The sequence below is a fragment of the Pseudomonas serboccidentalis genome (assembly GCF_028830055.1).
Lineage (GTDB): Bacteria > Pseudomonadota > Gammaproteobacteria > Pseudomonadales > Pseudomonadaceae > Aquipseudomonas > Aquipseudomonas serboccidentalis.
In genome coordinates, this window is the sequence record NZ_CP101655.1 from 1409348 (window position 1) to 1435440 (window position 26093).

The 26093-nt window shown below is 60.4% G+C and carries 22 protein-coding genes; 11 read left to right on the forward strand and 11 right to left on the reverse strand.

Annotated features, from left to right (window positions below; all coding sequences use genetic code 11):
- Positions 1 to 57 precede the first annotated feature (57 nt).
- Entirely contained in the window at positions 58 to 954 is an 897-nt protein-coding gene (locus NN484_RS06465) for a homocysteine S-methyltransferase family protein (RefSeq protein ID WP_127649576.1), read from the reverse strand.
- 110 nt (positions 955 to 1064) lie between these two features.
- Here NN484_RS06465 and NN484_RS06470 point away from each other — a divergent pair, with 110 nt between their 5' ends.
- The 3 genes from NN484_RS06470 (at position 1065) to NN484_RS06480 (ending at position 5215) form a co-directional block, all read left to right on the forward strand.
- Entirely contained in the window at positions 1065 to 1886 is an 822-nt protein-coding gene (locus tag NN484_RS06470; RefSeq protein WP_274658757.1) for an ABC transporter substrate-binding protein, read from the forward strand.
- Positions 1883 to 2719, forward strand: coding sequence for an amino acid ABC transporter permease (locus NN484_RS06475; RefSeq protein ID WP_127649574.1), 837 nt, complete (start codon positions 1883 to 1885; stop codon positions 2717 to 2719). The genes NN484_RS06470 and NN484_RS06475 overlap by 4 nt, the downstream gene beginning before the upstream one ends.
- 237 nt (positions 2720 to 2956) lie before the next feature.
- Positions 2957 to 5215 carry an autotransporter outer membrane beta-barrel domain-containing protein gene (locus tag NN484_RS06480; RefSeq protein WP_274658758.1) on the forward strand — a complete coding sequence of 753 codons (2259 nt, stop codon included), beginning with the start codon at positions 2957 to 2959 and terminating at the stop codon, positions 5213 to 5215.
- A gap of 170 nt (positions 5216 to 5385) precedes the next feature.
- Here the strand turns inward: NN484_RS06480 and oadA are convergent, their stop codons facing one another.
- Complete coding sequence (gene oadA, locus NN484_RS06485) at positions 5386 to 7194, reverse strand: sodium-extruding oxaloacetate decarboxylase subunit alpha (RefSeq protein WP_127649573.1); 1809 nt, start codon at positions 7192 to 7194, stop codon at positions 5386 to 5388.
- A gap of 98 nt (positions 7195 to 7292) precedes the next feature.
- Entirely contained in the window at positions 7293 to 8708 is a 1416-nt protein-coding gene (locus NN484_RS06490) for an acetyl-CoA carboxylase biotin carboxylase subunit (RefSeq protein WP_090287702.1), read from the reverse strand.
- Positions 8709 to 8898: 190 nt separating this feature from the next.
- On the opposite strand from NN484_RS06490, the gene NN484_RS06495 reads away from it, so the two are divergent.
- Positions 8899 to 9861, forward strand: a complete 963-nt coding sequence (locus NN484_RS06495; protein WP_127649572.1) for a LysR family transcriptional regulator — start codon at positions 8899 to 8901, stop codon at positions 9859 to 9861.
- Here NN484_RS06495 and NN484_RS06500 read toward each other — a convergent pair.
- The 3 genes from NN484_RS06500 to NN484_RS06510 all read right to left on the reverse strand — a co-directional run bounded on the left by NN484_RS06500 (position 9803) and on the right by NN484_RS06510 (position 14122).
- Positions 9803 to 10015 (reverse strand): PA3496 family putative envelope integrity protein, encoded by a 213-nt coding sequence (locus tag NN484_RS06500; RefSeq protein ID WP_215500500.1) that lies wholly within the window; start codon positions 10013 to 10015, stop codon positions 9803 to 9805. The genes NN484_RS06495 and NN484_RS06500 overlap by 59 nt on opposite strands.
- A 182-nt stretch (positions 10016 to 10197) precedes the next feature.
- Positions 10198 to 11064, reverse strand: coding sequence for a transcriptional regulator HexR (hexR, locus tag NN484_RS06505; RefSeq protein ID WP_007962240.1), 867 nt, complete (start codon positions 11062 to 11064; stop codon positions 10198 to 10200).
- Between the two features lie 127 nt (positions 11065 to 11191).
- Positions 11192 to 14122 carry a putative bifunctional diguanylate cyclase/phosphodiesterase gene (locus NN484_RS06510; protein ID WP_215500499.1) on the reverse strand — a complete coding sequence of 977 codons (2931 nt, stop codon included), beginning with the start codon at positions 14120 to 14122 and terminating at the stop codon, positions 11192 to 11194.
- A gap of 201 nt (positions 14123 to 14323) precedes the next feature.
- Between NN484_RS06510 and uvrD the strand changes: the two genes are divergently transcribed.
- The 4 genes from uvrD (at position 14324) to NN484_RS06530 (ending at position 18690) form a co-directional block, all read left to right on the forward strand.
- On the forward strand, positions 14324 to 16507 hold the full coding sequence (gene uvrD, locus NN484_RS06515) for a DNA helicase II (RefSeq protein WP_127649569.1): 2184 nt from the start codon (positions 14324 to 14326) through the stop codon (positions 16505 to 16507).
- A gap of 147 nt (positions 16508 to 16654) precedes the next feature.
- Positions 16655 to 17095 carry an EamA family transporter gene (locus NN484_RS06520; protein ID WP_016984014.1) on the forward strand — a complete coding sequence of 147 codons (441 nt, stop codon included), beginning with the start codon at positions 16655 to 16657 and terminating at the stop codon, positions 17093 to 17095.
- Between the two features lie 175 nt (positions 17096 to 17270).
- Complete coding sequence (locus NN484_RS06525; RefSeq protein ID WP_007962237.1) at positions 17271 to 18146, forward strand: Tim44 domain-containing protein; 876 nt, start codon at positions 17271 to 17273, stop codon at positions 18144 to 18146.
- Between the two features lie 136 nt (positions 18147 to 18282).
- Positions 18283 to 18690 (forward strand): SMI1/KNR4 family protein, encoded by a 408-nt coding sequence (locus NN484_RS06530; RefSeq protein ID WP_215500497.1) that lies wholly within the window; start codon positions 18283 to 18285, stop codon positions 18688 to 18690.
- Positions 18691 to 18711: 21 nt separating this feature from the next.
- On the opposite strand, the gene NN484_RS06535 is transcribed toward NN484_RS06530, so the two are convergent.
- A complete protein-coding gene (locus NN484_RS06535; protein ID WP_215500496.1) occupies positions 18712 to 20475 on the reverse strand; it encodes a cation:proton antiporter in 1764 nt (587 codons plus the stop codon).
- Positions 20476 to 20758: 283 nt separating this feature from the next.
- On the opposite strand from NN484_RS06535, the gene NN484_RS06540 reads away from it, so the two are divergent.
- Entirely contained in the window at positions 20759 to 21241 is a 483-nt protein-coding gene (locus NN484_RS06540; RefSeq protein ID WP_003229693.1) for an acyl-CoA thioesterase, read from the forward strand.
- Between the two features lie 93 nt (positions 21242 to 21334).
- Here the strand turns inward: NN484_RS06540 and pdxY are convergent, their stop codons facing one another.
- Positions 21335 to 22207 (reverse strand): pyridoxal kinase PdxY, encoded by an 873-nt coding sequence (gene pdxY, locus NN484_RS06545; RefSeq protein WP_127649565.1) that lies wholly within the window; start codon positions 22205 to 22207, stop codon positions 21335 to 21337.
- A 117-nt stretch (positions 22208 to 22324) separates the two neighbouring features.
- On the opposite strand from pdxY, the gene NN484_RS06550 reads away from it, so the two are divergent.
- Positions 22325 to 22738, forward strand: coding sequence for a DUF3301 domain-containing protein (locus tag NN484_RS06550; RefSeq protein ID WP_215500495.1), 414 nt, complete (start codon positions 22325 to 22327; stop codon positions 22736 to 22738).
- A gap of 1 nt (position 22739) precedes the next feature.
- Here NN484_RS06550 and NN484_RS06555 read toward each other — a convergent pair whose 3' ends face one another.
- Positions 22740 to 23711: a CobW family GTP-binding protein gene (locus NN484_RS06555; protein WP_215500494.1), complete on the reverse strand. Its 972-nt coding sequence runs from the start codon at positions 23709 to 23711 to the stop codon at positions 22740 to 22742.
- Between the two features lie 28 nt (positions 23712 to 23739).
- Here NN484_RS06555 and NN484_RS06560 point away from each other — a divergent pair, with 28 nt between their 5' ends.
- Complete coding sequence (locus NN484_RS06560; RefSeq protein ID WP_215500493.1) at positions 23740 to 24096, forward strand: NADH:ubiquinone oxidoreductase; 357 nt, start codon at positions 23740 to 23742, stop codon at positions 24094 to 24096.
- Positions 24097 to 24100: 4 nt separating this feature from the next.
- Here the strand turns inward: NN484_RS06560 and NN484_RS06565 are convergent, their stop codons facing one another.
- On the reverse strand, positions 24101 to 24751 hold the full coding sequence (locus NN484_RS06565; RefSeq protein WP_274658759.1) for a DUF1826 domain-containing protein: 651 nt from the start codon (positions 24749 to 24751) through the stop codon (positions 24101 to 24103).
- Positions 24751 to 25956 (reverse strand): zinc metallochaperone GTPase ZigA, encoded by a 1206-nt coding sequence (gene zigA / locus NN484_RS06570; protein ID WP_274658760.1) that lies wholly within the window; start codon positions 25954 to 25956, stop codon positions 24751 to 24753. The genes NN484_RS06565 and zigA overlap by 1 nt, the downstream gene beginning before the upstream one ends.
- Positions 25957 to 26093: the final 137 nt, after the last annotated feature.

Below are 26093 nucleotides of genomic sequence, written 5' to 3' on the forward strand. Positions count from 1 at the left end.
TGCGGCAACTCCTCACCCTGTAGGAGCTGCCGCAGGCTGCGATCTCTTGATCTTTATTTACACCAGCTTCTGCGCCAGCACCGCGATGTGTTCCGGGCCGATGCCGCAGCAGCCGCCCAAGTGGCTGGCACCACGCTGCTGCCAGTCCTGCGCCCAATGCAGATACCCCGGCGGATCCAGATCGTCACGCAACGGGTCGAGGCCATCGTTGGCCGTCGCTTCTTTGGGTTGCGGCGGAAACGCATTGGCGTACGCGCCGATGTGGATCTTCACCCCCAGGCGTTCGAAGGTGTCACGCGCCGCGTCAATCGCGGCACCGATCACTTCCGGCTGACTGCAGTTGAACAGCAGCGTCTCGACGCCCAACTCGGCCGCCACGGCCGCCGCTTCGGCCACCGGCTCACCGGAACGCAGACGCGGTACATCGTCGGTGTCTTCATCCTTCAGCGTAAACGACAGCCAGAACGGCTTGCCGTCCTTTGGCAGACCCGCGCGGATGGATCGCGCCTCGATGATCGAACTCTGGGTTTCCGCCAGCCACAAGTCGACATGGGGCGCCAGGCCGCTCACCAGTGGCGCCAGCAATTCGTTCACCCGCGCCGCCTCGAACAGGTCCGGGCGATAGGAACCAAACAGCGGCGGCAACGAACCGGCCACCCGCACCGCCTTGCCCGACGCCTGTACTGCACGCTGCGCCAGCTCCCCGGCCAATGCCGCCAGTGCCTCACCTTCAGCGGCAAACCGCGCTGCGCCGATGTGAAACGGTACCACCGCATAGCTGTTGCTGGTGATCACATTGGCGCCGCTGGCGATGTAGGCAGCGTGCACCGCTTCGACCGCTTGCGGCGCCTCGATCAAGGCCAGCGCCGACCACTCGGGTTGCCGAAACGGTGCCCCTGCGCGCTGCAATTCACGGCCCATGCCGCCATCAAGAATTACCGTTGCTGTGCCCATATGCGATTCGCTCATATGCTTATGAAAATAACTCACTACCGGAGTAGTTCTTATAACTATTTAATACGCACCATCCGGTTAATAACAACCCCTTTTTTCAGGTATCGACTGTGAAACTTCAACCGCTACTGGCCCTGGGCCTGACGATTCTGGCCGCCTCCACCCAAGCCTTCGGTGGCGCCACACTCGATCGCGTCGAGCAGAAAAAAGAACTGGTCGGTGTGCTGATGGAAAGCTATCCACCGTTCTCGTTTCTCAATGAGCAGAACCAGCTCGACGGTTTCGATGTGGATGTCGCCAAAGCCGTCGCTGACAAGCTGGGGGTCAAGCTGCGCCTCGAAACGCCATCCTGGGACGTCATTGCGGCTGGCCGCTGGAGCGGACGCTATGACATCTGCATCTGCTCCATGACGCCCAGCAAGGCACGCGCCGAAGTGTTCGATTTTCCGGTCGAGTACTACGCCTCGCCAGCGGTGATCGTGGTCAACGCCAAGGACGATCGCATCCACGGCGCCAAGGATCTGAGCGGCAAGAAAGTCGGTCTGACCAGCGCCTCCAGCTATGAAAGTTATCTGAACAAGAACCTGGTCATCGAAGGCGCCGAAGACACGCGCCTGGAGTACCCGTTCGAGGACGTGCAGATCGCCCCGTACGATACCGACAACGTCGCCTTCCAGGACCTGGGCCTGGGTGCCGGTGTGCGTCTGGATGCCATCCTCACCAATCTGGTCACCGCGCAACCGCGCCTGAATCAGGACAAACGTTTCAAACTGGCCGGCGAGCCGCTGTACGCGGAGCCCAACTCGGTCGCCATCGAAAAGGGTGACGCGCAGTGGGACGCCAAGGTGCGCGAGGTGTTTGCGCAACTCAAGCAGGACGGCACGCTGAGCAAGCTGTCGCAAAAATGGATCGGCACCGATATCAGCCAATGACTGCCTTCCCGACACCTCCACAACCGCCCCTACCGGTAGCTGAATCGCGCCTGCAACGGCTGTTTGGTTTCCGCACGCGCCTGTACCTGACGTGGGCGGCGATGTTCAGCCTGTTCGCCAGTTTTTTCCTGAGCTTCGATCTGAAGCTCTCGATCATCCTCGACAAGCTGCCGAACCTGCTCGGCGTGCACCTGGCGCCCAACGGCTTTTTGCAGGGCGCGGCGCTGACTCTGTTTCTATGTGCCTGCGCGATTGTCGCCTCGTCATTGCTGGGCTTCATCACGGCCCTGGCGCGCCTGTCGAAAAGCGCCGTGGCATTCGGCATCGCCAGTTTCTACACCTCGTTCTTCCGCGGCACACCGCTGCTGATCCAGATCCTGCTGATCTACCTCGGCCTGCCGCAACTGGGCGTCGTGCCCGGTGCGGTGGTAGCCGGGATCATTGCCCTGTCTCTGAACTATGGCGCGTACCTCAGCGAGATCTTCCGCGCCGGCATCCTCGGCGTGCCCTATGGTCAGCGCGAAGCCTCACTGGCGCTGGGGATGCGCGAGAGTGTGATTTTCTGGCGGATCACCCTGCCCCAGGCCATGCGCACCATCATCCCGCCGACCACCAACCAGTTCATCTCGATGCTCAAAGACTCGTCACTGATCTCGGTGATGGGCGTGTGGGAAGTGATGTTCCTGGCCCAGTCCTACGGGCGTTCGAGCTACCGCTACATCGAGATGCTGACCACGGCGGCGATCATTTACTGGCTGATGTCGATCGGCCTGGAATTGATTCAGGCGCGAATGGAGCGCCATTACGGCAAGGCCTACGCGCATCGCCGTTGAGGTGATCGGCTGCCCTCGGGCGCGCTTCAGTCGTTCATACCCCGAGCCTGTGCAGCGACAACGTCACTTGTAGGAAAGGGCGACGGGCCGGTAGGAAGTATTTCGCAATTCTGCGCCAGGTCGTCGTTTTCCGCTGTTCAATCCGACGTCGCCTGCAACCGTGTGCGATCCAGCTGACATCGGTGTCGCCCGGCGCCAACTTAGAGTTTGGCCTCCTTCCAAGAGAGGCTGAACTCGATGCCCGTTCAATTTCACTATCGACCTAAACATCTGGCTCTGGCCATTTCACTGGCGCTGGGTTGCGCAGACCTGTCCATGGCCCAAGAGATGCCGGTCGACGTTCAAGACTTTACGCTCGCAACGCCCGAAGCACTCAAGTCAGCCGTCGACGCTTTCATTCATCATCCGGAGACCGTTACGCACAGGATCAACAAGGGTTACAAGGCGCAGGACGGCGTATCCCTGGCACTCGATGAACGCAATGACCTCGTCACAGTACAGGCCCGAGGGAGTTTCGCCGGACGGGTCGATGGTGGTGGGGGTACCAACCTGCTGCAACTCGATGCGGACAAAAAAGGAGCGCTCGATGAAACCCGGAACTTCGACGGGCTGGAGGTCAGGCGGGGCAAATGGACACGCAGCGGGCCGAGTGATTTCAGTCTCGGCGTGCTGATTCATCCCAAGGCGTTGCTGGTCAACGAAGGGGACATTTCCGGTACTGCCTTGACCGACGGCATATTGGTCAACAAAGGTGCAATTGGCAGCGGCGCCACCGTTTCATCTGGTGGCGATCTGACCAATCTGGGCGTCATCCACGGCATTGTGAATGTTCAGGAGAACGGCCACTTCGCCGGGGCTGGTTTGGTCAATCATTTGAACGTAAACGGGCGCATGACCCTCGACGAGGTGTATGGCGCCCCCCAAGTGCTGGGAGACCTCAATCTGTCCCGTACCGCCGTAGTGGCCTACGCGGTGGATGCCTCCGGCAATAGCCAGACCCTGGTCGTCAAAGGCACAGCCCATCTGGCAGACGCCACCCTTAAACTGGTCACCACCGGTGATTACCCCCTAAGCAGCCACCACGCCATCCTTGAGGCCGGGAAAGTCGAGGGACAGTTCGCATCGGTCGAGAACGATCTGGCATTCATGACCCCCACGCTGCAGTACGAAGAACAGCGAGTTGGCTTGCTCTACACTCGTAACGATGTACCACTTGAAAGTTTCGCGACCACGGCAAACAGCCAGTCGTTCGCTGAAAGCATTGACGAGCCCCCCGCCCAGACTCAACAACACCAACCATCTCAGCAACCTCAGCAACCTCAGCAACCTCAGCAACCTCAGCAACCTCAGCAACCTCAGCAACCTCAGCAACCTCAGCAACCTCAGCAACCTCAGCAACCTCAAAAGCCTGAGCCATCCAGTCAGCCTGCAAAAGTCATAAACCCTTCTACCGCAGCCAACGCGGCTGTCGTTGCCCTGATCGGCGCCAGCAAGCCAACGGCCAGCGCGGCACTCGAGCAACTCGCTGCCGGCAGCAACGCCAATCTCGCCAAAGCCACACTGAGCAGCGTTAATCCAGTCAGCGCCAGCATGCTCTCGGCCATGCACCAGCTGGACAACCGCAAGGGTGCGCAGGATTCAAGAAATGCGCCGCGTCTGGCGGCGGGCGGCGAAGGTTCCGGACGGGTCTGGCTGCAAGCTCTGGGGCATGGCGGCGAGGTTGATCGTGATTTCGACAGCATCCTGAAACATTCCACCCAGGGGTTGGTACTGGGTTCCGACTGGCAATTCGGCGAGCAATGGCATATCGGCCTGATGGGTGCCAAAGCGCAAACCCGGTTCGATGCCCGGCAGTTCGACGGCGATCTCGACAGCTGGCATCTCGGTGCTTATGCCGTGCGCCAGGATGGGCCGTTTGCCCTGCGTCTAGGCGCGGCCTATGGCAGTCACAATGGCAGCAGCAAACGTCATGTTGATTTCAACGCGTTCAGCGACCGGCTCAAGAGCAACTACGACGCCAACACCCAGCAGCTCTTTGCCGAAGTCGGCTACAACCTGGGCCGTGGCAATGTCAGCATCGAACCGTTCGTCAACCTCGGTTATCAGCGCTACCAACGAGATGCTTACACCGAGAAAGGTGGCGATGCAGCACTGAAGGTCGAGGGTCAGACCCGAGCAAACCCAAACAGTATCGTTGGCCTGCGCCTGGCGAAAACCAGTCATCTGTCCAACGGCATGCAACTGACGCCGCGTCTCAGTGCCAGCGTGAAACACACCTACGGCGATCTCGACAACGCAACACGTCAGCACCTGGTCAAGGGAGGCAAAAACTTTGAAGTCACCGGAGCCGAGATGGATCGCAACAGCTTTACGCTGGATGCGGGCCTGGATCTGACTCTGTCTGCCCGCAACACCTTGGGCGTTGGCCTCACCGGCGAGGCTGGCAACGACAGCCGCAGCTACGGCGTGACGGGCCAGTGGCGCATGGCGTTCTGAGCCAACACCTGGTGTAGGAGCTGCCGCAGGCTGCGATCTTTTGATCTTCAAAAGCAAAGTCAAAAGATCGCAGCCTGCGGCAGCTCCTACAAAGAGAAGCGCATAGCGCGCAAAAAAAAGGGGAGCACATGCCCCCCCGAGGTTTAAAACGTTGAATCGTGGCGATTATCTCAGCCTTCGATCTCGATCAGGATTTCGCCCGGATTGACCCGGTCACCCTTGGCGACATGAATGGCGATAACCTTGCCGGCAATCGCTGCCTGGACTTCGGTTTCCATCTTCATCGCTTCGGTGATCAGCACAGCCTGACCGGCCTTGACGGTGTCGCCCTCCTTGACCAGGACATCGACGATGTTGCCTGGCATGGTGGTGCTGACGTGGCCCGGTGCCGATGCTTGCTTGCGCTTGCTGCTGCCACCGCCGACGAATTCGTTGAGCGGTTCGAACACCACTTCTTCCGGCATGCCGTCGATGGACAGGTAGAAATGACGCTTGCCTTCGGCCTTCACACCGACACCGGTGATGTCGACGCGATAGGTCTCGCCGTGGACGTCGATGACGAACTCGGTCGGCACGCCTTCGCCGCCAACTTTCGTCACGCCACCAGCCTCAGGGATCGGCAACAGCACTTCCGGAACGAGGGTGCCGGCGGCACGCTCTTCGAGGAACTTGCGACCGATGTCCGGGAACATGGCAAAGGTCAGCACGTCTTCTTCGGACTTGGCCAGTGCGCCGATGTCGGCACGCAGTTTGGTCATTTCCGGCTTGAGCAGATCGGCCGGACGCACATCGATCACTTCTTCACTGCCGATGGCCTGACGGCGCAGCTTCTCGTTCACCACGCCTGGCGCTTTGCCGTAACCGCCCTGCAGGTACAGTTTCACCTCGTTGGTGATGGTCTTGTAGCGCTCGCCGGCCAGCACGTTGAAGAACGCCTGGGTGCCGACGATCTGCGACGTCGGGGTTACCAGTGGCGGGAAGCCGAGGTCTTCACGCACCCGCGGGATTTCCGCCAGCACTTCGGCCATGCGGTTCAACGCGCCCTGCTCTTTCAACTGGTTGGCGAGGTTGGAGATCATCCCGCCCGGCACCTGATTGACTTGCACACGGGTGTCAACGGCGGTGAACTCGCTTTCGAACTGGTGGTACTTCTTGCGCACGGCGTAGAAGTAAAGGCCGATTTCCTGCAGCAGCTCCAGGTTCAGACCGGTGTCGTACTCGGTGCCCTTGAGCGCAGCAACCATCGACTCGGTACCCGGATGGCTGGTGCCCGAGGCGAAGCTGGAGATCGCGGTGTCGATGTGGTCGGCGCCGTTTTCGATAGCCTTGAGCTGGCACATGGTCGCCAGACCGGCCGTGTCATGGGAATGGATGAACACCGGCAGCGACTGCTCGGCTTTCAATGCGCGGACCAGTTCACCGGTGGCGTACGGCGTCAGCAGACCGGCCATGTCCTTGATCGCCACCGAGTCGCAACCCATGGCTTCCATCTGCTTGGCCTGCGCCACAAAGGCGTCGATGGTGTGCACCGGGCTGGTGGTGTAGGCGATGGTGCCCTGGGCGTGTTTGCCGGAGGCCTTCACCGCTTCGATCGCCACGCGCAGGTTACGCACGTCGTTCATCGCGTCGAAGATGCGGAACACGTCGATGCCATTCACCGCAGCCTTGGCGACGAAGGCTTTGACCACGTCGTCGCTGTAGTGGCGATAGCCCAGCAGGTTCTGCCCACGCAGGAGCATTTGCAGTCGGGTGTTGGGCAGTGCGGCGCGCAGCTGGCGCAGGCGCTCCCACGGGTCTTCTTTCAGAAAGCGCACGCAGGCATCGAACGTCGCACCGCCCCAGCATTCCAGCGACCAGTAGCCGACTTTGTCGAGCTTGTCGCAGATCGGCAGCATGTCTTCGGTACGCATGCGGGTAGCGAGCAGCGATTGGTGAGCGTCGCGCAGGATGGTGTCGGTTACGAAGATCTTCTTAGTCATTGGTATCTCCTCATAGCGGCAAGCTTCAAGCTACGAGTCGCAAGAAAAAACCGAGTCGGTTTCACTTGAAGCTTGTAGCTGAAAGCTCGCAGCTGCATTTATAGGCCTGCGTGGGCGGCGATGGCGGCGGCGATGGCCAGGGCCAGCTCTTCGGGTTTGCGCTTGATCGAGTAGTTGGTCAGTTCAGGATGGCTTTCAACGAAGCTGGTATTGAACTGGCCGCTACGGAATTCCGGATTGCGCAGGATTTCCTGGTAATACGCGGCAGTGGTCTTCACGCCTTGCAGGCGCATGTCGTCGAGGGCGCGCAGGCCACGGTCCATGGCCTCTTCCCAGGTCAACGCCCAGACCACCAGTTTCAGGCACATCGAGTCGTAGAACGGCGGAATGGTGTAACCGGTGTAGATCGCCGTGTCGGTGCGCACGCCCGGACCGCCGGGAGCGTAGTAGCGGGTGATCTTGCCGAAGCTCGGCAGGAAATTGTTCTTCGGGTCTTCGGCGTTGATCCGGAACTGCAGCGCGAAGCCACGGTGCTGAATGTCTTCCTGTTTCACCGACAGCGGCAGGCCGGAGGCGATGCGGATCTGTTCGCGAACGATGTCGATCCCGGTGATTTCTTCGGTGATGGTGTGTTCCACCTGCACCCGGGTGTTCATCTCCATGAAGTACACCTCGCCCTCGGCGAGCAGGAACTCCACAGTACCGGCGTTCTCGTAACCCACGGCTTTGGCTGCGCGCACCGACAGGTCGCCGATGTAGGCGCGCTGTTCCGGGGTCAGTTGCGGGCTCGGGGCGATCTCGATCAGCTTCTGGTTGCGGCGCTGGATCGAGCAGTCACGCTCGAACAGATGCACGACGTTGCCAAAGCTGTCGCCGAGGATCTGCGCTTCGATGTGTTTGGGATTAACGATGCATTTTTCCAGGAACACTTCCGCCGAACCGAAAGCCTTGGTTGCTTCGGAAATCACCCGAGGGAAATTCTGTTCGAGCTCTTCGCGGCTGTTGCAGCGACGGATGCCGCGCCCGCCACCACCGGAGGTGGCCTTGAGCATGACCGGGTAACCGATGCGGTCGCCTTCGGCCAGTGCTTCTTCGATACCGGAGACGTTGCCTTCGGTGCCCGGGGTGACCGGTACGCCGGCCTTGATCATGCTGCGCCGGGCTTCGGTCTTGTCGCCCATGCGGCGAATGACTTCCGCCGACGGGCCGATGAATTTGATGCCGCGTTCGGCGCAGATTTCTGCCAGCTCAGCGTTTTCCGAAAGGAAGCCGTAACCGGGGTGCAGGGCATCGCAACCGGTTTCCACCGCCAGGTTCACCAGCTTGCGCGGGTTCAGGTAACCGGCCAGAGGCTCGGCACCGATGCTGTGAGCTTCGTCCGCACGCTTCACATGCAAGGCATGGCGGTCGGCGTCGGAAAAAATCGCAACCGAGCGAATGCCCATCTCGGCGCAGGCTCGCACGATTCGTACGGCAATCTCACCACGGTTGGCGATCAGGATCTTTGTTATCACTTGGAGGTTCCCTTGAGCCGGTGGCACCACGACCTGCTAGACCCAGGTCGACGCGTGACTAAATGTTTCAATTTAGTCGCAGCCCCACACTAGCGCTCGCAAGGGATTAACAAAAATGAATAAAAATTGGGTCAGGCATAAGCAAAGACTTATAGTTAAACCATCAGCCTGCCGTCAGAGCCTATAAGAAATGCGTAAGTCCTTGATGCGTATGACATTACGCCAGTTGCAGATTTTCAACGAAGTGTGTGATTTGCGTTCCTACAGCCGTGCAGCTGAAGAAATGTCTCTCACACAACCGGCCGTCAGCCTACAGATTCGTCAGCTGGAAGAGCTGATCGGCCAGCCATTATTCGATTATGTCGGCAAAAAACTCTACATGACCGAGGCCGCCGAGGCCCTGCAGCGGGCAAGCCGGGACATCTTCGGCCGCCTGGAAAACCTCGACATGCAGCTGTCGGACATGCAGGGCTCGCTGCAAGGTCAGCTGAAACTGGCGGTGGAATCCAGCGCCAAATACTTCGTGCCGCACCTGTTCGCCGCCTTCAAGCGCCAGCACCCGGAAGTGAACCTGCAACTGACGGTGGTCAATCGCGGCCAGGTGATTCGTCGCCTCTCGGACAACCGCGATGATCTGGTGATCATGTCGATGGTGCCGCAGGACATGGGCCTGGAGTTTCTGCCGTTTCTGAACAATCCGATTGTCGCCGTGGCACGCCCGGACCATCCGCTGGCGCATATGGGGCCGCTACGCCTGCAGGATCTTGAACCCTACACGCTGCTGATCCGCGAACCGGGTTCGGGCACGCGACTGGCGTGCGAGGAGTACTTCAAAGAGAAACGCGTGCACTTCACTCAGACTCAGGAAGTGGCGTCTGCCGAGGCCCAGCGTGAATGCGTGGTGGCGGGTCTGGGCCTGGCGCTGTTGACGCGCCACGCCCTGAACCTGGAGCTGGCGACCGGCGGCCTGGTCGAGCTGCCGGTCGAAGAATTGCCGCTGTTTCGCAGTTGGTGCCTGGTGCAAGCCAAGGCCAAGCGGCTGTCACCGGTGGCGCACGCCTTCCTGGCGTTTATCCGCAACGAACGGGTGCAGATCAGCGCGCTGGTTGAGCGCTTCGACGGGAAGCTGCCGGTGCGGCCTGCCAGTAGTTGAGTTCGATGTCCGCGGGAAAATCGCTGATTTCGCTCTGAAGCTGGCGGAGTTCGAAGCGATCTTCGATGGCGCGACGGAATTCCATGCGGCGCTGGTCTTCCTGTTGACGACGGGTTTTCGCGGCGCTGTTGCGTTCTTCGTAGGGCTGAGCCATTTCGAGTCTCCCAGGGCGAGTACGGGAGTTTCACGATAGGCGCGGGGGATGACGGTTTGGCTGCGCGGGGATGACAGGCAGATGAACGTTTGCGCCCAAAAGCAAAGATCGCAGCCTTCGGCAGCTCCTACAGGGAATCACGCTCATCTGTAGGAGCTGCCGAAGGCTGCGATCTTTTGATCTCAATCATCCAGCGCTTTCACGGCCTTGGGTGACAAGCGCAAGCTGCGCAGACTGCGCTTCACGCTCTTCAGGTGATTGACCAGGCTCGGCCCGCGCGCCATCGCCACGCCCATCGCCAGCACGTCGATCACCACCAGATGCGCTATGCGCGAGGTCAACGGTGTGTAGATTTCAGTGTCTTCGTGCACATCGATCGCCAGGTTGACGGTCGACAACTCAGCCAGCGGTGTCTGGCTCGGGCACAGGGTGATCAGCGAAGCGCCGCTCTCGCGAACAAGATTGGCGGTGATCAGCAGATCCTTCGAGCGCCCGGACTGGGAAATGCAGATCGCGACGTCGGTCGGTTTCAGCGTCACGGCCGACATCGCCTGCATATGCGGATCGGAGTACGCCGCCGCGGTCAGCAGCAAACGGAAAAACTTGTGCTGCGCATCCGCCGCCACCGCGCCCGACGCGCCAAAGCCGTAGAACTCGACGCGCTGCGCCTGGGACATCAGCGTCACCGCGCGTTGCAATTCCACCGGATCGAGCTTCTCGCGAACCTCCATCAACGTGTGCAACGTGGTGTCGAAAATCTTCAGGCTGTAGTCGGCGACCGAGTCGTCTTCGTGGATCGCGAACTGGCCGAAGCTGGCACCGGCGGCCAGGCTTTGCGCCAGCTTGAGCTTGAGATCCTGAAACCCGGAGCAGCCGATGGCCCGGCAAAAACGCACGATGGTCGGCTCACTGATGCCGACGCTGTGGGCCAGGTCGGCCATGGAACTGTGCATCACGGCCGCAGGGTCAAGCAGCACGTGGTCGGCGACCTTGAGCTCCGACTTGCGTAACAGGTGACGTGACTGGGCGATGTGTTGCAGCAGATTCAAGGGGCTGGACTCTTCTTATGGGCAAGGATGTAGCACGCTTGTAGTTATACTACACGAATTGGCTTTTTGCCTGCTCAATGCGTAACTCCATGTCCCCATATCAGGCGCGATGGGGTGCATGTAGCCCTTAAAGCAGTTTTTCCTGTTCGCGCAACAGCCCGGCCAGACGGTCGGCCTCCACCGGGCGGCTGATCAGATAACCCTGCACTTCGTCACAGCGCTCGGCGCGTAAAAATTCCAGCTGCTCGGATCGCTCGACCCCTTCGGCCACCACTTTCAATGACAGCCCGTGGGCCATGGCAATGATCGCCCGAGTGATCGCCGCATCCACACTGCCCTGCCCCAGACCACGAATGAACGCCTGATCGATCTTCACGTAATCCACTGGAATGCGCTTGAGGTAACTCAGCGACGAATAGCCGGTGCCGAAATCATCGATCGCCAGCTTCACGCCCAGATCGCGCAACTGCTGAAAGGTGGCGATGATGTGTTCGACGCTGTCGAGCAACTGGCTTTCGGTGAGTTCCAGTTCCAGGCAGTGCGGCGCCAGCCCGGTTTCTTCCAGCACTTGCCGCACCAGACTGACCAGTTTGCCCTGACGCAGTTGATGCACCGACAGGTTCACCGACACCCGAATCGGCGCCAGCCCCTGACGCTGCCATTCGCACGCCTGCCAGCAAGCCTGACGCAGCACGAATTCGCCGATCGGGCCAATCAGTCCGGTTTCCTCGGCCAGGCCAATGAAGTCCCCCGGCGGCACCCGGCCCATGCTCGGATGATCCCAGCGCACCAGCGCTTCCGCCGCATTCAGGCGCCCGGTTTGCAGGCACAGCTTCGGCTGGTAGAACACCTTGAGCTGTTTGTCTTCGATGGCTTTGCGCAGTTGGTTTTCCAGCTGCAGACGCTCAAGGGTGCTGGCCTGCAGGCTGTCGGTATAGAACTGGAAATTGTTGCCGCCCAGGTGCTTGGCATGTTGCATGGCCATGTTCGACTGACTGACCAGTGCGGAAATCTCCCGGGCGTTGTCCGGCAGCATGCTGATGCCCATCGAGGCGCTGACCACCAGCTCATGCCCTTCGACCGTCAACGGCAGGCGCAGCTTGCTCGACAACCGCGTGGCGACCCGCGCCAGGCTCGACAGGTTGCCGTAGGCATCGAACAGCACGGCAAATTCATCACCAGACAGTCGGGCGATGGTATCGGCCTCCGGTAACGCGTTGACCAGCCGCCGAGCGATTTTCTGCAGCAACTGATCAGCGATTTCGTGGCCAAGACTGTCGTTGAGCAGCTTGAAGCGATCGAGATTGATATGCAGCAACGCCAGACTGCGCCGTCCGCCCTGACGCACACGCTGATGGGCTTCGTGCAGGCGCTCACGGAACAGCGAGCGGTTGGCCAGCCCTGTCAGTTCATCGTAGTGCGTCAGGAAGCGCATGCGCTCTTCGGATTCTCGCCGCGCCGATAGATCGGCGAAGAAGCCAACGATATGGCTGACATTTCCACGATTGTCGCGCACCGCGTTGAGTTGTAGCCACTGCGGATACAGCTCGCCGTTCTTGCGCGTTTCCACCAGTTCGCCCTGCCAGCTGCCGTGTTGCTCCAGCGCATGACGAATCGCGACGTAATGGCGCCGCGCGTCACGACTGCAGGGCAGTTCGACGACATTGCGCCCGAGCATGTCTTCGATGTCATAACCGGTGACGCGGCTGAACGCCTGATTGATCGCGATCAACGCGTAGTTCGGGTCAAGAATCACGATGCCTTCGCTGGCGGCTTCGAACACCGTGGCGGCCAGTCGCTGCTGCTCTTCAAGGCTTTTGCTGGCGCTGATGTCGCGCCGGGTGCCGACCATGCGCACCACCCGCCCACTCTCACTGCGCTCCACCGCACGCCCGCGATCCTCGATCCACACCCAATGACCGTCACCGTGACGCACGCGGTATTCGATCTGATAGTCCTCGGTGCGCCCCTTCAGGTGCTCGATCAGCGCCAGCTTGAGCGACGGCACGTCCTCGGGGTGCAGGCGTGGCTTGAGATCGCGCAGGATCGCCGTGACGTATTCCGGGGCCAGGCCGAACAGTTCCTGGATCTGCGTGTGATGGACTTCGTCGGTTTGCAGGTTCCAGTCCCACAGACCCAGCTCGCTGGCCTTCAAGGCCAGAGCCAGCCGAGCCTCGCTTTTGCTCAGTGCCTGGTTGGCCACGTCCAGTTCGCGGCTGCGCTGCGCCACCCGGTCTTCCAGCTCGACCTGCGCTTCACGCAATGCACCTTCGGCACAGCGCCGTTGCTCGACCTCGTTGCCCAGCGCCTGATTGAGCTGCTCGCTGCGGCTCTGCGCCTGCTGCAGGTGCTCGATCAGGTGCTGATTCTGAAAGCGCCGCAACAACCCGCGATCAATCAGCCGATTGACCTGCCACGCCACCACACTCAGCGAGCCGAGCAGGATCAGCCCCAGCCAGCCCCAGCCGCGTGCCTGTTCATCGCCACCCCAGAACAGGTAACCGATCGCCGGCAGCAGGCACGGCAAGGTAAAGGACAGAAACGCCGGCAGGCTGACGGCGTAGGCAACACTGGCCGACAGTGTCGCGGCGCCGATCAGGCCGAACACCCAGGCTTGCTGTATGAAGTTGTCAGCGGGAACCAGCGCAATGCCGGCACCGGCCAGGGTCAGACCGGTCATGGTCGAGCCGAGCAGGAACATGCGGAACCAGATCGCCTGGGCCTGACGGTCCGGGATCGCCGAATCGAACGCGGCGACCTGAATCACCCGCAGCGCCACCAGCGACAACAACCAGACCAGCCAGACGCTGACCACAAAATAGCGCTGCGGACTCCAGAGCAAACCGGCGCAGACCAGACCATTGAGCAGCATGAACAACGTGGGCAGCAGCGAGCCCTGATAGAGCAGACGCGTGCGTTCAACCGCCATTTCGGTGGCGTAATGCTTGCGGATGACCCGGGGTTCCACAGAGGGGCCCGACAGGTCTGAGCTGAGGGTCTTTTGCAATGTTTTTGTTCTTATAAGAGTGAGCGTGGGCCCGAAACGTGGATGGAGCATACACAAGCCGATCCCGTTGCCAAACTGCTCCGGATCATAATTTGACCGAAACTTTTCCCCGCCTGATCACCGGCAAAACCCGCAGAGCGAGGCGGGCCAAAGCCTGTAGCCGGTGACCGACCGGTCGTCATCGGCGGCACTTTCATCGGCTAATGCAAAGCTCGGTTTGCCCGGGCCTGCGGCGCACCCTAGAATGCCCCGATGCGCGATGATCTCTCCCTTCTGCTGAACTCCCTCAACGATGCCCAACGCCAGGCCGTAGCGGCCCCCGTTGGCCGTCAGTTGGTCCTGGCCGGTGCCGGCTCCGGTAAAACCCGAGTGCTGGTGCACCGTATCGCCTGGTTGATCCAGGTCGAAAACGCCTCCCCCCACTCCATTCTGTCGGTGACTTTCACCAACAAGGCCGCTGCCGAGATGCGTCACCGCATCGAGCAGTTGCTGGGTATCAACCCGGCCGGCATGTGGGTCGGCACCTTCCACGGCCTGGCGCACCGCCTCTTACGGGCGCACTGGCAGGAAGCGGGCTTGAGCCAGACCTTCCAGATTCTCGACAGCGACGACCAGCAACGCCTGGTCAAGCGGGTGATCCGCGAGCTGGGGCTGGACGAACAGCGCTGGCCGGCCCGTCAGGCCCAGTGGTTCATCAACGGGCAGAAAGACGAAGGTCTGCGTCCACAACACATTCAGGCCAGCGGCGACTTGTACCTGGCCACCATGCGCGGCATCTATGAGGCCTACGAGGCTGCGTGCCAGCGCGCCGGCGTCATCGATTTCTCCGAGCTGCTGCTGCGCGCCCTCGACCTGTGGCGCGATCATCCAGGCCTGTTGGCGCACTACCAGAAGCGCTTCCGGCACATTCTGGTGGACGAGTTCCAGGACACCAACGCCGTGCAGTATGCGTGGTTGCGTTTGCTGGGCAAGGGCGGCGACAGCCTGATGGTGGTCGGCGACGACGACCAGTCGATCTACGGCTGGCGCGGCGCGAAAATCGAGAATATTCATCAGTACTCGTCCGACTTCCCGGATTCGGTGACCATTCGCCTGGAGCAGAACTACCGCTCCACCGCCGGCATCCTCAAGGCTGCCAACGCCCTGATCGCCAACAACACCGGCCGTCTGGGCAAAGAGCTGTGGACCGACGGTGGCGACGGCGAAGCGATCAACCTCTATGCCGCGTTCAACGAACACGACGAAGCACGCTACGTTGTCGAAACTATCGAAAGCGCGCTGAAAACCGGCCTTGCCCGCAGCGATATCGCGATTCTCTACCGCTCCAACGCCCAATCGCGCGTTCTGGAAGAAGCGTTGCTGCGCGAGCGCATTCCCTACCGCATCTATGGCGGCCAGCGCTTCTTCGAGCGCGCGGAAATCAAGAACGCCATGGCCTACCTGCGCCTTCTCGAAGGTCGCGGCAACGATGCGGCGCTGGAGCGGGTGATCAATGTGCCGGCCCGTGGCATTGGCGAAAAAACCGTCGAAGCGATTCGTGACCATGCACGCCACAGCGATGTGTCGATGTGGGAAGCGATGCGCCAACTGGTGGCCAACAAAGGCCTGACCGGTCGTGCCGCCGGTGCGCTGGGTGCGTTTATCGAGCTGATCGAAAACCTCGCCGCCAAGTGCATGGAGATGCCGCTGCACCTGATGACCCAGACCGTCATCGAGCAATCGGGGCTGATCGCCTATCACGAAGCGGAAAAAGGCGAGAAAGGCCAGGCCCGGGTAGAAAACCTTGAGGAACTGGTCAGCGCCGCACGCAACTTCGAGAACACCGAAGAAGACGAAGAGCTGTCGCCACTAGCAGCGTTCCTCGGCCACGCTTCGCTGGAAGCCGGCGACACTCAGGCCGACGAACACGAAGACAGCATTCAGTTGATGACCCTGCACAGCGCCAAGGGCCTGGAATTCCCATACGTGTTCCTGGTGGGCATGGAAGAAGGCCTGTTCCCGCACAAGATGAGCCTGGAAGAACCGGGGCGTCTGGAAGAGGAGCGGCGGCTGGCCTACGTCGGTATCACTCGGGCCATGCAGAATCTGGTGATGACCTATGCTGAAACCCGACGCCTGTACGGTAGCGAAACCTACAACAAGGTCTCGCGTTTCGTCCGTGAAGTGCCGAAGGGGCTGATTCAGGAAGTACGCCTGTCGAACAGCGTCAGCCGACCGTTCGGCGGCAACCAGTCGATGAGTGGCAGCAACCTGTTCAGCGGCAGCGAGATTCCGGAAACCGGCTTCAGCCTCGGTCAGGCCGTGCGCCATTCGATCTTCGGCGACGGCGTGATCCTGAACTTCGAGGGCGCCGGCGCACAGGCGCGGGTGCAGGTGAATTTCAGTGAAGGCAGCAAGTGGCTGATGCTGGGGTATGCCAAGCTGGAAGCGATCTGACGGCCCTGCGCGATAGCTTTCTGTAGGAGTGAGCCTGCTCGCGATAGCGATTTATCATTCAATATATTTGTTGTCTGATACGCCCTCATCGCGAGCAGGCTCACTCCTGCAAGGCTTCGTGTTGGCTCATCTATCAAGGACATTTTCATGGGCTCAGGCTTCTTTTCTTCCTGGACATTCTGGGCCCTGCTCTCGGCGACTTTCGCCGCACTGACCGCGATCTTCGCCAAAGTCGGTATCGAAAACGTCAATTCCGACTTCGCCACCCTGCTGCGCACCATCGTGGTACTGGTCAGTCTGGCCTTGATTTTGTACGCCACGGGCCAATATCAGTCCTTGGGATCGATTTCCGCCAAGAGCTATCTGTTCCTGCTGTTGTCCGGTCTGGGTACCGGCGCGTCGTGGCTTTGCTACTTCCGCGCGCTGAAAGTCGGCCCGGCCTCGCTGGTCGCCCCGGTGGACAAGCTCAGCGTGGTGCTGGTGGCGGTGCTCGGCGTGATCCTGCTGGGTGAGAAACTCGACCTGCGCCAATGGGGCGGCATCGGCCTGATCACGGCCGGTGTGGTGATGCTGGCGTTTCGGCGCTAAGCAATTTCTCACTGAACCTATCCAATTTTCCTACAGACAAAAGTACATGGCCTGATTGCCTCGACCGAGCTGAACGTAACCTGTCAGGCAAAAGCCCGAAACACTCTCTCGCTAGCCAGTAACACTTCAGCTGTGCAACATGGCGCGCGTGTCTCCACAAACGGGAATTCCCTTTATGAAACGTTTTCTTAGCATCGCCATGGCGTTGTGCATCGGCCTGACGATGAGCCTCGACGCCAACGCCAAGCGCTTCGGTGGTGGCAAAAGCGCCGGCGCTGCGCCGACGCACCAGACCAGCCAGATGGCTCCTTCTTCCCCAGGCATGGGCGGCGCAGCAGCGACCGCGGGTGCTGCCGGTGCCGCAGGCGCTGCGGCCAAGGCCGGTGGCGCGTCGAAATGGCTCGGCCCTCTGGCCGGCATCGCCGCCGGTGGCCTGCTCGCGTCCATGTTCATGGGCGGCGGCTTCCAGGGCATGCAGATCTTCGACATCCTGATCATGGCCGTGATCGCGTTCGTGATCTTCCGCTTCATCGCCGCCCGTCGACGCAAGCAGCAGGAGCATCTGGCTCCGGCCGGCGCGCCGATGCAGCGTGAAGTGTTCGAACAGAAGCCAGCAGCCATGGGTTCGATCTTCGGTGGTTCCGCCGCTCCGGTTGCCGCTCGTCCGGTGATCAATGCGCCAGCCTGGTTCAATGAGCAGAACTTTCTTGCCGCCGCTCGTAGTCACTTCCAGTCGCTGCAGCAGCACTGGGACGCCAACGAAATGGACAAGATTGCCGAGTTCGTGACCCCGCAAATGCTCGACTTCCTCAAGCGTGAGCGCGCGGACCTGGGCGACGGCTTCCAGTCGACCTACATCGACAACCTCCAGGTACAACTGGATGGCGTGGATGACCGTGCCGACAAGACCATCGCCACCCTGACCTTCAGCGGTGTGTCGAAGACCTCGCGTTTCGACCAGGGCGAAGTGTTCAGCGAAAGCTGGAACATGGAACGTCCGCAGGGCGAGAACCAGCCTTGGCTGGTGGCCGGTATCCGCCAGAACGGCTGATCCCTCTGCGCTACGCATGCAGTAATAAAAACCCCAGCCTCGGCTGGGGTTTTCTATTTCACGGTTGCATCTATAGCGAGCTACTGTATAAACCGGCCCATATACACCGCGCCATTCAAGCAAGAGGATCCCGGACGTGGAAGAAATCATCGAACAACTGCGCGAAGCCAATGAACCCGTACCGGTTCCCCTGGAGTTGCCTGACGAAGATCTGCTGGTCGAAATCGAAGAACAACTGTTCATCGATATCCCGTTTGTCTTTAAAGAGTTTCTGCTGACCGTCAGCGATGTGGTTTATGGCAGCCTCGAACCGGTGACCGTTACCGATCCACAGTCCCACACTTACTTGCCTGAAGTTGCCGCCAACGCCTGGGATGCAGGTGTGGATCGCAGCCTGATTCCGATCTGCCAGGACGGCGACGACTACTACTGCGTCGAAGAAGACGGCACAGTGGTGTTGTGGCAAGCCGAAGAAGAGCTGATTGCCGAAGAAACCTGGGAATCGGTCTGGCACTGGGCGCGGGACGTCTGGCTGGAAAGCTGATACGCAAAACGCCCCCGGCGGTCAGTGCCCCGACGATTCCTTGTGGTTGTCGAGGGTTTCCAGCAGGGCCACCTGCATCCGCGTGTGTACGCGGATGAACCAGCGCCAGAGCAGCGCCGCCACGGCGGCCGTGACCACGGCGATCAGCACCAGCAACTTGTTGGTCGGTAAAATACTGGCCGACAAGGCTGCCAACAGCAGAAAGATCACCAGCAGCGAGAGGATCGGGATCACCTCGGAGATCACCCGTCGCACTCGCTGCGTGTGCCGCCCGGCCATCTCCGGCTTCACCCCCATCTCCGCCAGCAGCATCGACAGCGCCTTGAGCTTGCGATAGGCCGCGATCAGAAACGGCAACGACAGCAGCAGCGCCCCGCCCCAGATCAGTGCTTTCTGCCAGCTCGGATCACCGATCCAGTCCTGCATCCACGCCGACAGCCGTCCGGCAAAGAATGCACCACTGAAGAAAATCGCGATCACCAGCGCCAGGTTGACCCCGACCTGCAACAGGATCCGCCGGATCATCGCCGCCAGCATCGCGCCCTCGCCTTGCGGCTGGATACTGCGCAGCCATTCGCCGTACATCCCCAGAACACGTCCCAGGCGCTTGGGCACGGCAGCGGACAACTTGATTGAAAGAGGATCGGCCGCGCGGATCAGGTACGGCGTCAGTAACGTGGTGATCACCGATACCGCCACTGCCACCGGATAAAGGAAGTTGCTGGTGACCTGCAGCGTCATCCCGAGCGCGGCGATGATGAAGGAAAATTCGCCAATCTGTGACAGCCCCATCCCAACGCGCAGTGAGGTGCGTCCGTCGTTACCGGCGATAAAGGCACCGAGGCCGCAGGACAACATCTTGCCGAGCACCACGGCTACGGTGATCACGGCAATCGGCCACGCATATTGCAACAGGATCATCGGATCGAGCATCAGACCGATCGCCACAAAGAAGATCGCACTGAACAGGTCGCGAACCGGCTCGATCAAACGCTCTATTTTCAACAACTGCCGCGACTCGGCCATGATTGCGCCGATCAGGAAGGCGCCGAGCACCATGCTGTACTCGAGCTTGACCACCAGCAGACAGAAACCGAAACACAGGCCCAGCACGGTGATCAGCAGCATCTCGTTGCTTTCGAATTTGGCGACATACGCCAGCAGACGCGGCACCAGCAGAATGCCGACCACCAGCGCGACGATCATGAACAGCGACAGCTTGCCGACCGTGGAAAACACCTCGCCCGAGCTGACCGTGCCGCTGACGGCGATGCTCGACAGCAAGGCGATGATACCGATGCCGAGGATGTCCTCGACGATCAGTACGCCGAAGATCAACTGGGCGAAGCGCTCGTTCTTCATCTTCAGGTCGTTGAGCGCCTTGACGATGATGGTGGTCGAGGAGATTGCCAGGATCGCGCCGAGGAACAGCGAGTCCATGGTGTTCCAGTCGAACCAGCGGCCGATCTCGTAGCCGATCCAGATCATAAGTACGATCTCGAGGAACGCCGCGATAAACGCCGTGGCACCGACCTTGAACAACTTGCGCAGGCTGAATTCGAGACCCAGACAGAACATCAGGAAGATCACCCCCAGCTCGGCGAGGGTCTTGATGGTTTCTTCGTCGTGGATCAGGCCGAACGGCGGGGTGTGCGGGCCGATGATGAAACCGGCAACGATGTAGCCGAGCACCACCGGCTGCTTGAAGCGGTGAAACAGCACGGTGACCACACCTGCAACCAACATGATCACTGCCAGATCCTGAATAAAGCTGATGGCATGCATGGTGTGGGCTCCTTGTATGACGTGACCCGCAGTCAGACATCAGAAAGGTCTGAGCGAGTTAGGTAAAAAATCCGCTTTTCGTGTGGGAATTGCCCTTGCGCAGGGCCTTTTGCAGGTTAACACCGCGACTTCCGGCTGGAAGGCGGTGCAATATAAGGAAACAGATCGATCCCGGCGTGACGGCAGCCCGTCGCCTGGCGTCCCGATAACGGTGCTTTCGAAAAAGCGACCAGGCACCCGCAGAGGTGCTTCCAGCCACCCAGCCTTGATCCGTGAGAACGTTATGGAACCCGGAAACGCCCAACTGTCGATGACGGTACTGATGACCCCCGACATGGCCAACTTCTCTGGCAATGTCCACGGCGGTACCCTGCTCAAATACCTCGACGAAGTGGCCTACGCCTGCGCGAGCCGTTATGCCGGCCGCTACGTGGTGACGCTGTCGGTGGATCAGGTGATTTTCCGCGAACCGATCCATGTCGGTGAACTGGTGACCTTCCTCGCGTCGGTCAACTACACCGGCAACACCTCGATGGAAGTCGGCATCAAAGTGGTGACCGAGAACATCCGCGAGCGCTCGGTGCGCCACACCAACAGCTGCTTCTTCACCATGGTCGCAGTGGATGACCAGCGCAAACCGGCTGCGGTGCCGCCGCTGCAACCGCAGAACAGCGAAGACAAACGCCGCTACATGCAGGCCCAGCAGCGCCGGCAGATTCGCCAGGAGCTGGAGAAGCGTTATCAGGAGATCAAGGGCGACGCTTAAAGCAAAAGATCGCAGCCTGCGGCAGCTCCTACAGGGTTTTGCATTCCCATGCAGGAGCTGCCGCAGGCTGCGATCTTTTGAACGATAACGCGATTACAGACTGATCGCCGTCGCCTCGAATTTCACCCGCGGATGCGCGATCCGGTCCTGCGCCCGCACCAGTTGCAGCTCATAACTGGCACACGCCTGGGTCTCCAGCAGCACTTCATGCACCGCCGCGGCGGTAAATTCAAACGCCGCCACCAGACTGTCGCCCAGCAGCACCCGCGCCAGGAACAGCCCGGACGTCAGATCACCCACGCCCACCGGCTGACGCGGAAACGCCAGCAGCGGGCGGCGCAGGTGCCAGCTTTCTTCAGCGGTCACCAACAACATCTCGAAACCATCCTCCGGCTTGCCCGGATAATCCAGATGCTTGACCAGCACCGCTTTCGGCCCGCGCGCCAGCAACGCCCGGGCCATCGCCAGACAGTCGAACAGCGACTGCGGTTTGCGCCCGGAAAAGCTGTCCAGCTCAAGTTGGTTCGGGCACATGATGTCCGCCACCGCCGCTGCTTCCTCCAGCAGGAAGTCGCTGACTTCGGCCGGCACACTGCAGCCTTTCTGCGGATGACCCATCACCGGGTCGCACAGGTACAACGCCTTCGGATTGACCGACTTGATGCGCTCGACGCCACTGAGAATCGCCCGGCCCTGCGCCGCGCTGCCCAGATAGCCGGAGAGCACCGCATCGCAGTTGCCCAACTCGCCGATAGCGTCGATGCCTTCGACCAGTTCGGGAATCTGGTGCGGCGCCAGCACTTCACCGGCCCATTGGCCGTACTGGGTGTGGTTGGAAAACTGCACGGTGTTGAGCGGCCAGACATTCACCCCGACCCGCTGCATCGGAAAAACCGCAGCGCTGTTGCCGGCGTGGCCGAAGACCACATGGGACTGGATGGCGAGCAGATGAGGCGTACGTTTCATTCGGGTTATTCCGTAAAACGATTGAAATTCAAGCCGCGCAGTATGCGACGAAACACAGCCTGTACGACAGACCGGCGACGCAGTTAAGCTGGGCTTATCTTTTGGAGTTTCCTGTTGATGCTGACCCTTGAAAACATCTTCGTGCTGATGCTGTTCGCCGCTGCTGGCGCATGGCTGTGGCACAACCACGGCTTGCGCGAGCGGGCGCTGGCGCGGGTCAAGCAGCACTGCATCAACGTCGGCGTCGAGCTGCTGGACGGTAACGTCGCGTTGAAGAAAATCGGTTTGATCAAGGATGCCAGCGGTCGGCGGCGCCTGGCCCGAATCTACACCTTCGAGTTCACCGTGACCGGCGAAACCCGCCACAACGGCACCATCACCCAGTTTGGCGCGCACAGTGCACAGATCGAACTGGCGCCCTACCCGGTACCGTTCGACGACACGCCACCGGTGGTCGAAGTCACCCGCCCACGGGCCGAAGTGATCGAACTGAGCCAGTGGCGCCAGGAACACAACAAGTGGAAGCCGTAAGCTAATCCGCCTGAGCCCGGCATTGCGCCAGGCCTGCCTGCAAAGCATCGACATCCTGCGGATCGGCGAAAATCAGCTCGATACGTGAATCCCGTCGCCATTCGCTGAGCTGCCAATTGAGCTCAGCGTTATCCAGGGCATTGGCCGAGACCCAGCCCCCAGCGCTGTGGATAACCAGCTTGGCCCGCCGCCAATTCAGGGCCTTCAGCCAATCGCTCAGGCGTTGCGTATCGAACGTCTGCCCCGGGTGCCAACGCCAGCCGATGCTCCAACCGCCCTCCTGCGCCTGACTCAGGCAAATCGGCACTGCCGGGTCGCTCCAGAGCACCGGAATCATCCCCAATCCCTCGGGCACAGCGAGGTTATCCACACCCACGACTGCTTGCGCAGTCCCACCCGGCAACTCGTGCAAAGGCAGTTGCGCCTGTTGCGTCCAGATCAGCCTGACCGGTGGCAGGCGCTCGGCGATTGCCTGCCGTACTGCCTCATCCAGACTCTCGGCCTTGTTCAGCAACAGCAGACCGGCGCTGGCCAGTGCCTCTTGCTGAGCGGTCGGCAAGGCTTTCCCGGCGGCAAGCGCCTGTGCGTCCAGCACCAACACACAGGGCTGTACCGCCAGTACACCCAGCCACGGCGCCTCGCTCAACTGCTTGAGCAATTGCGCCGGATGGCCCAATCCGGAGGGCTCGATGAACAGCCGGTCCGGCCTCGCCTTGCGCAGTAAACGGCCGAGGCCGACTTGAAACGGCGCGCCATTGACGCAACACAAACAGCCTCCGGCGACCTCACCCAGTGCGATACCATCGCCGTCGCGGGTCAGCAGCGCGGCGTCGAGACCGATCTGGCCGAACTCGTTGATCAATACCGCCCAGCGCTCGCCTTCCGGGCGTTGCGCCATGAGTTGGCGAATCAGGCTGGTCTTGCCTGCACCCAAAGGGCCGGCGATGACATGAGTGGGAATGTTCTGCAACATGGCGGGGAGTTTTCTGAGGGGATTGGATATGCGTTGGATGGGATGGTCGTTGCTGTTGATGCTGGTGTCGAGCGAAGCCTTGGCTCAAGCCTGCGTGGTACACAGCCAGGGCGAACGGCTCGACGTCAAGGTCTGCCAGCAGAACCGCAATATTCCCGAAAAACTATTTAGCGATGGTTTCTGCCAACCGACTCTGGCCGGGCAGAAAGTCGACGTGCAGTACGTCGATCAATGCCCGAGCGGCGCATTCGGCGTATGCAGCAACGCGCAAGTCGCCAATATGCCTTATCGCCAGGATATCCACTATTACGGTGTCGCCTCCGACGCGGCGTATTTGCAGCCATACTGCGAAGACCAGAGCCAGGGTAAATGGCTCAAGCCTTGAGTTGTCAGCCGAGCCAGTCGAGGGTCAGCAGCAGCCTTCGTTCGCCCGCTGCCGGTTGTGGGGAACGATGAATCAGGCCGAAGCCTTCGTTGCCGTGCCATTTCTCGCCTTTCAATAGCGCCACGTCACCGCTCTGCAGTTGCTGGATGTTCGCCATGTCCTCTGGCTCGGCGTTCGCCTGGCCCAACTGCTCGCGGTCCATTGCTCCTTCCTTGAGCCACTGACTGCCGATACCGCCATATGTGCTGATCAAGCGCACCGGTACATGATCGACATGGAATCGCGGGCACATGGCCTTGTCCAGCACCCGCAAGCGCAGGCCGACACGACGCGCGCCCAGCAGGCAAGCGAAGGCACTGACCAGCCATTTCAGGTCGGCGATAACCCCCTCATAACCCTCCAGATCACGAAACCCGGCAGCCAGTCCGCTGAGATCGGGGTCGGCGTCTTCGTCCGGTAATTCCAGGCAGAGCGACTCCGCCAAGGGCTCGTTGAGCGACAGCAGCAACGCTGCGAAATCGGCGATGTGCAGTGGCAGTTGGCGCTGCCACACCGCGAGATTGACGTCGTCTTCGAGGATGCGTGTCAGCGTTTTCGGTGTCGCACCCTGATGCTGGTAGCGCGCTCGATTCTGTTGCAGTTTAAACGCAAGCATCAGGCGACCTCATCGTGCCAGGGGCCGAACGGATCCGGCAGCATGCGCCAGCCTTCGACGCCAGCGGCCATTTCCGCATCCGTCAGCAAGCAGGCGTCGAGCTCGGCAGTGAGCTGCAGGAAATCGATGTTCTGCCCAATGAATACCAGCTCCTGACGGCAATCTCCAACGCTCGGTATCCAGTTTTTCATGATTGCCGCAGTACTTTCCTGATCCTGCGGCCATTGGTTTTTCGGTACGAAACGCCACCAGCGCCCAGCAAAACCGTGGCGCATCAAGCCGCCAGCCTGCGACCAGCTGCCCGCGTCGTTGGCCTTGCTGGCGAGCCAGAAGAAGCCTTTGGAGCGTAGCAATTTGCCGTTAGTCCACGGACGGTCGATGAAGTTGTAGAAGCGCTGCGGATGGAACGGGCGGCGTGCGCGGTAAGCCGTGGAAGCAATGCCGTATTCCGCGGTTTCCGGCACATGCTCGCCGCGCAACTCCTGCAACCAGCCAGGGGCCTGGGCGGCTTTATCGAAATCGAAACGGCCCGTGTTGAGGATCTTCTCCAGCGGCACTTCGCCCATCACCATCGGGATGATTTCTGCCTGGGCGTTGAGGCGTTTGAGGATGGCTGTCAGCTCGTCACGCTCCTGGCGGCTGATGAGGTCGATTTTGCTGATAAGCAGGACGTCGGCGAACTCGATTTGCTCGATCAACAGGTCGGTGATCGAGCGTTCGTCTTCCTCCCCCAATGTTTCGCCACGGGAAGCGAGGCTCTCGGCGGCCTGGTAATCGAGAAGAAAGTTCATGCCGTCGACTACTGTCACCATGGTGTCGAGTCGCGCAACGTCGGCAAGGCTCTGGCCCTGCTCATCACGGAAGGTAAACGTTTCGGCGACCGGCAGCGGTTCGGAAATTCCGGTGGATTCGATGAGCAGATAATCGAAACGCCCCTCGCGGGCGAGCTTGCTGACTTCTTCAAGCAGGTCCTCGCGTAACGTACAGCAGATACAACCATTGCTCATCTCCACCAGTTTTTCTTCGGCACGGTTCAGGCTGACATCGCGCTGAACTTCGCTGCCATCAATATTGATCTCGCTCATATCGTTAACGATGACAGCAACGCGCAAACCTTCTCTATTACGTAGTACGTAATTCAAAAGTGTACTTTTTCCGGCGCCGAGAAAGCCCGAAAGGACGGTCACGGGAAGTAGCGATGACATTGGATAATCCTCATCAGATGGTGGCCGATGGGCGTTTAAGCCGGGTATTGGCGTAACGCAGCGCGTTCTCAGGCTTCAAAACAGCGTTGTGGCAGAAGCAGACGCTTTAAATCGGCGAGCTCAGGCTCAATTCAAAA

What these genes read in the sequence shown, in the direction of transcription:
- NN484_RS06465 (WP_127649576.1), bottom strand. Translation starts at nt 954, where the DNA reads ATGGGCACAGCAACGGTAATTCTTGATGGCGGCATGGGCCGTGAATTG.
- NN484_RS06475 (WP_127649574.1), top strand. Translation starts at nt 1,883, where the DNA reads ATGACTGCCTTCCCGACACCTCCACAACCGCCCCTACCGGTAGCTGAA.
- NN484_RS06480 (WP_274658758.1), top strand. Translation starts at nt 2,957, where the DNA reads ATGCCCGTTCAATTTCACTATCGACCTAAACATCTGGCTCTGGCCATT.
- oadA (WP_127649573.1), bottom strand. Translation starts at nt 7,194, where the DNA reads ATGACTAAGAAGATCTTCGTAACCGACACCATCCTGCGCGACGCTCAC.
- NN484_RS06495 (WP_127649572.1), top strand. Translation starts at nt 8,899, where the DNA reads ATGCGTAAGTCCTTGATGCGTATGACATTACGCCAGTTGCAGATTTTC.
- NN484_RS06500 (WP_215500500.1), bottom strand. Translation starts at nt 10,015, where the DNA reads ATGGCTCAGCCCTACGAAGAACGCAACAGCGCCGCGAAAACCCGTCGT.
- NN484_RS06510 (WP_215500499.1), bottom strand. Translation starts at nt 14,122, where the DNA reads ATGCTCCATCCACGTTTCGGGCCCACGCTCACTCTTATAAGAACAAAA.
- uvrD (WP_127649569.1), top strand. Translation starts at nt 14,324, where the DNA reads ATGCGCGATGATCTCTCCCTTCTGCTGAACTCCCTCAACGATGCCCAA.
- NN484_RS06520 (WP_016984014.1), top strand. Translation starts at nt 16,655, where the DNA reads ATGGGCTCAGGCTTCTTTTCTTCCTGGACATTCTGGGCCCTGCTCTCG.
- NN484_RS06525 (WP_007962237.1), top strand. Translation starts at nt 17,271, where the DNA reads ATGAAACGTTTTCTTAGCATCGCCATGGCGTTGTGCATCGGCCTGACG.
- NN484_RS06535 (WP_215500496.1), bottom strand. Translation starts at nt 20,475, where the DNA reads ATGCATGCCATCAGCTTTATTCAGGATCTGGCAGTGATCATGTTGGTT.
- NN484_RS06540 (WP_003229693.1), top strand. Translation starts at nt 20,759, where the DNA reads ATGGAACCCGGAAACGCCCAACTGTCGATGACGGTACTGATGACCCCC.
- pdxY (WP_127649565.1), bottom strand. Translation starts at nt 22,207, where the DNA reads ATGAAACGTACGCCTCATCTGCTCGCCATCCAGTCCCATGTGGTCTTC.
- NN484_RS06550 (WP_215500495.1), top strand. Translation starts at nt 22,325, where the DNA reads ATGCTGACCCTTGAAAACATCTTCGTGCTGATGCTGTTCGCCGCTGCT.
- NN484_RS06555 (WP_215500494.1), bottom strand. Translation starts at nt 23,711, where the DNA reads ATGTTGCAGAACATTCCCACTCATGTCATCGCCGGCCCTTTGGGTGCA.
- NN484_RS06560 (WP_215500493.1), top strand. Translation starts at nt 23,740, where the DNA reads ATGCGTTGGATGGGATGGTCGTTGCTGTTGATGCTGGTGTCGAGCGAA.
- NN484_RS06565 (WP_274658759.1), bottom strand. Translation starts at nt 24,751, where the DNA reads ATGCTTGCGTTTAAACTGCAACAGAATCGAGCGCGCTACCAGCATCAG.
- zigA (WP_274658760.1), bottom strand. Translation starts at nt 25,956, where the DNA reads ATGTCATCGCTACTTCCCGTGACCGTCCTTTCGGGCTTTCTCGGCGCC.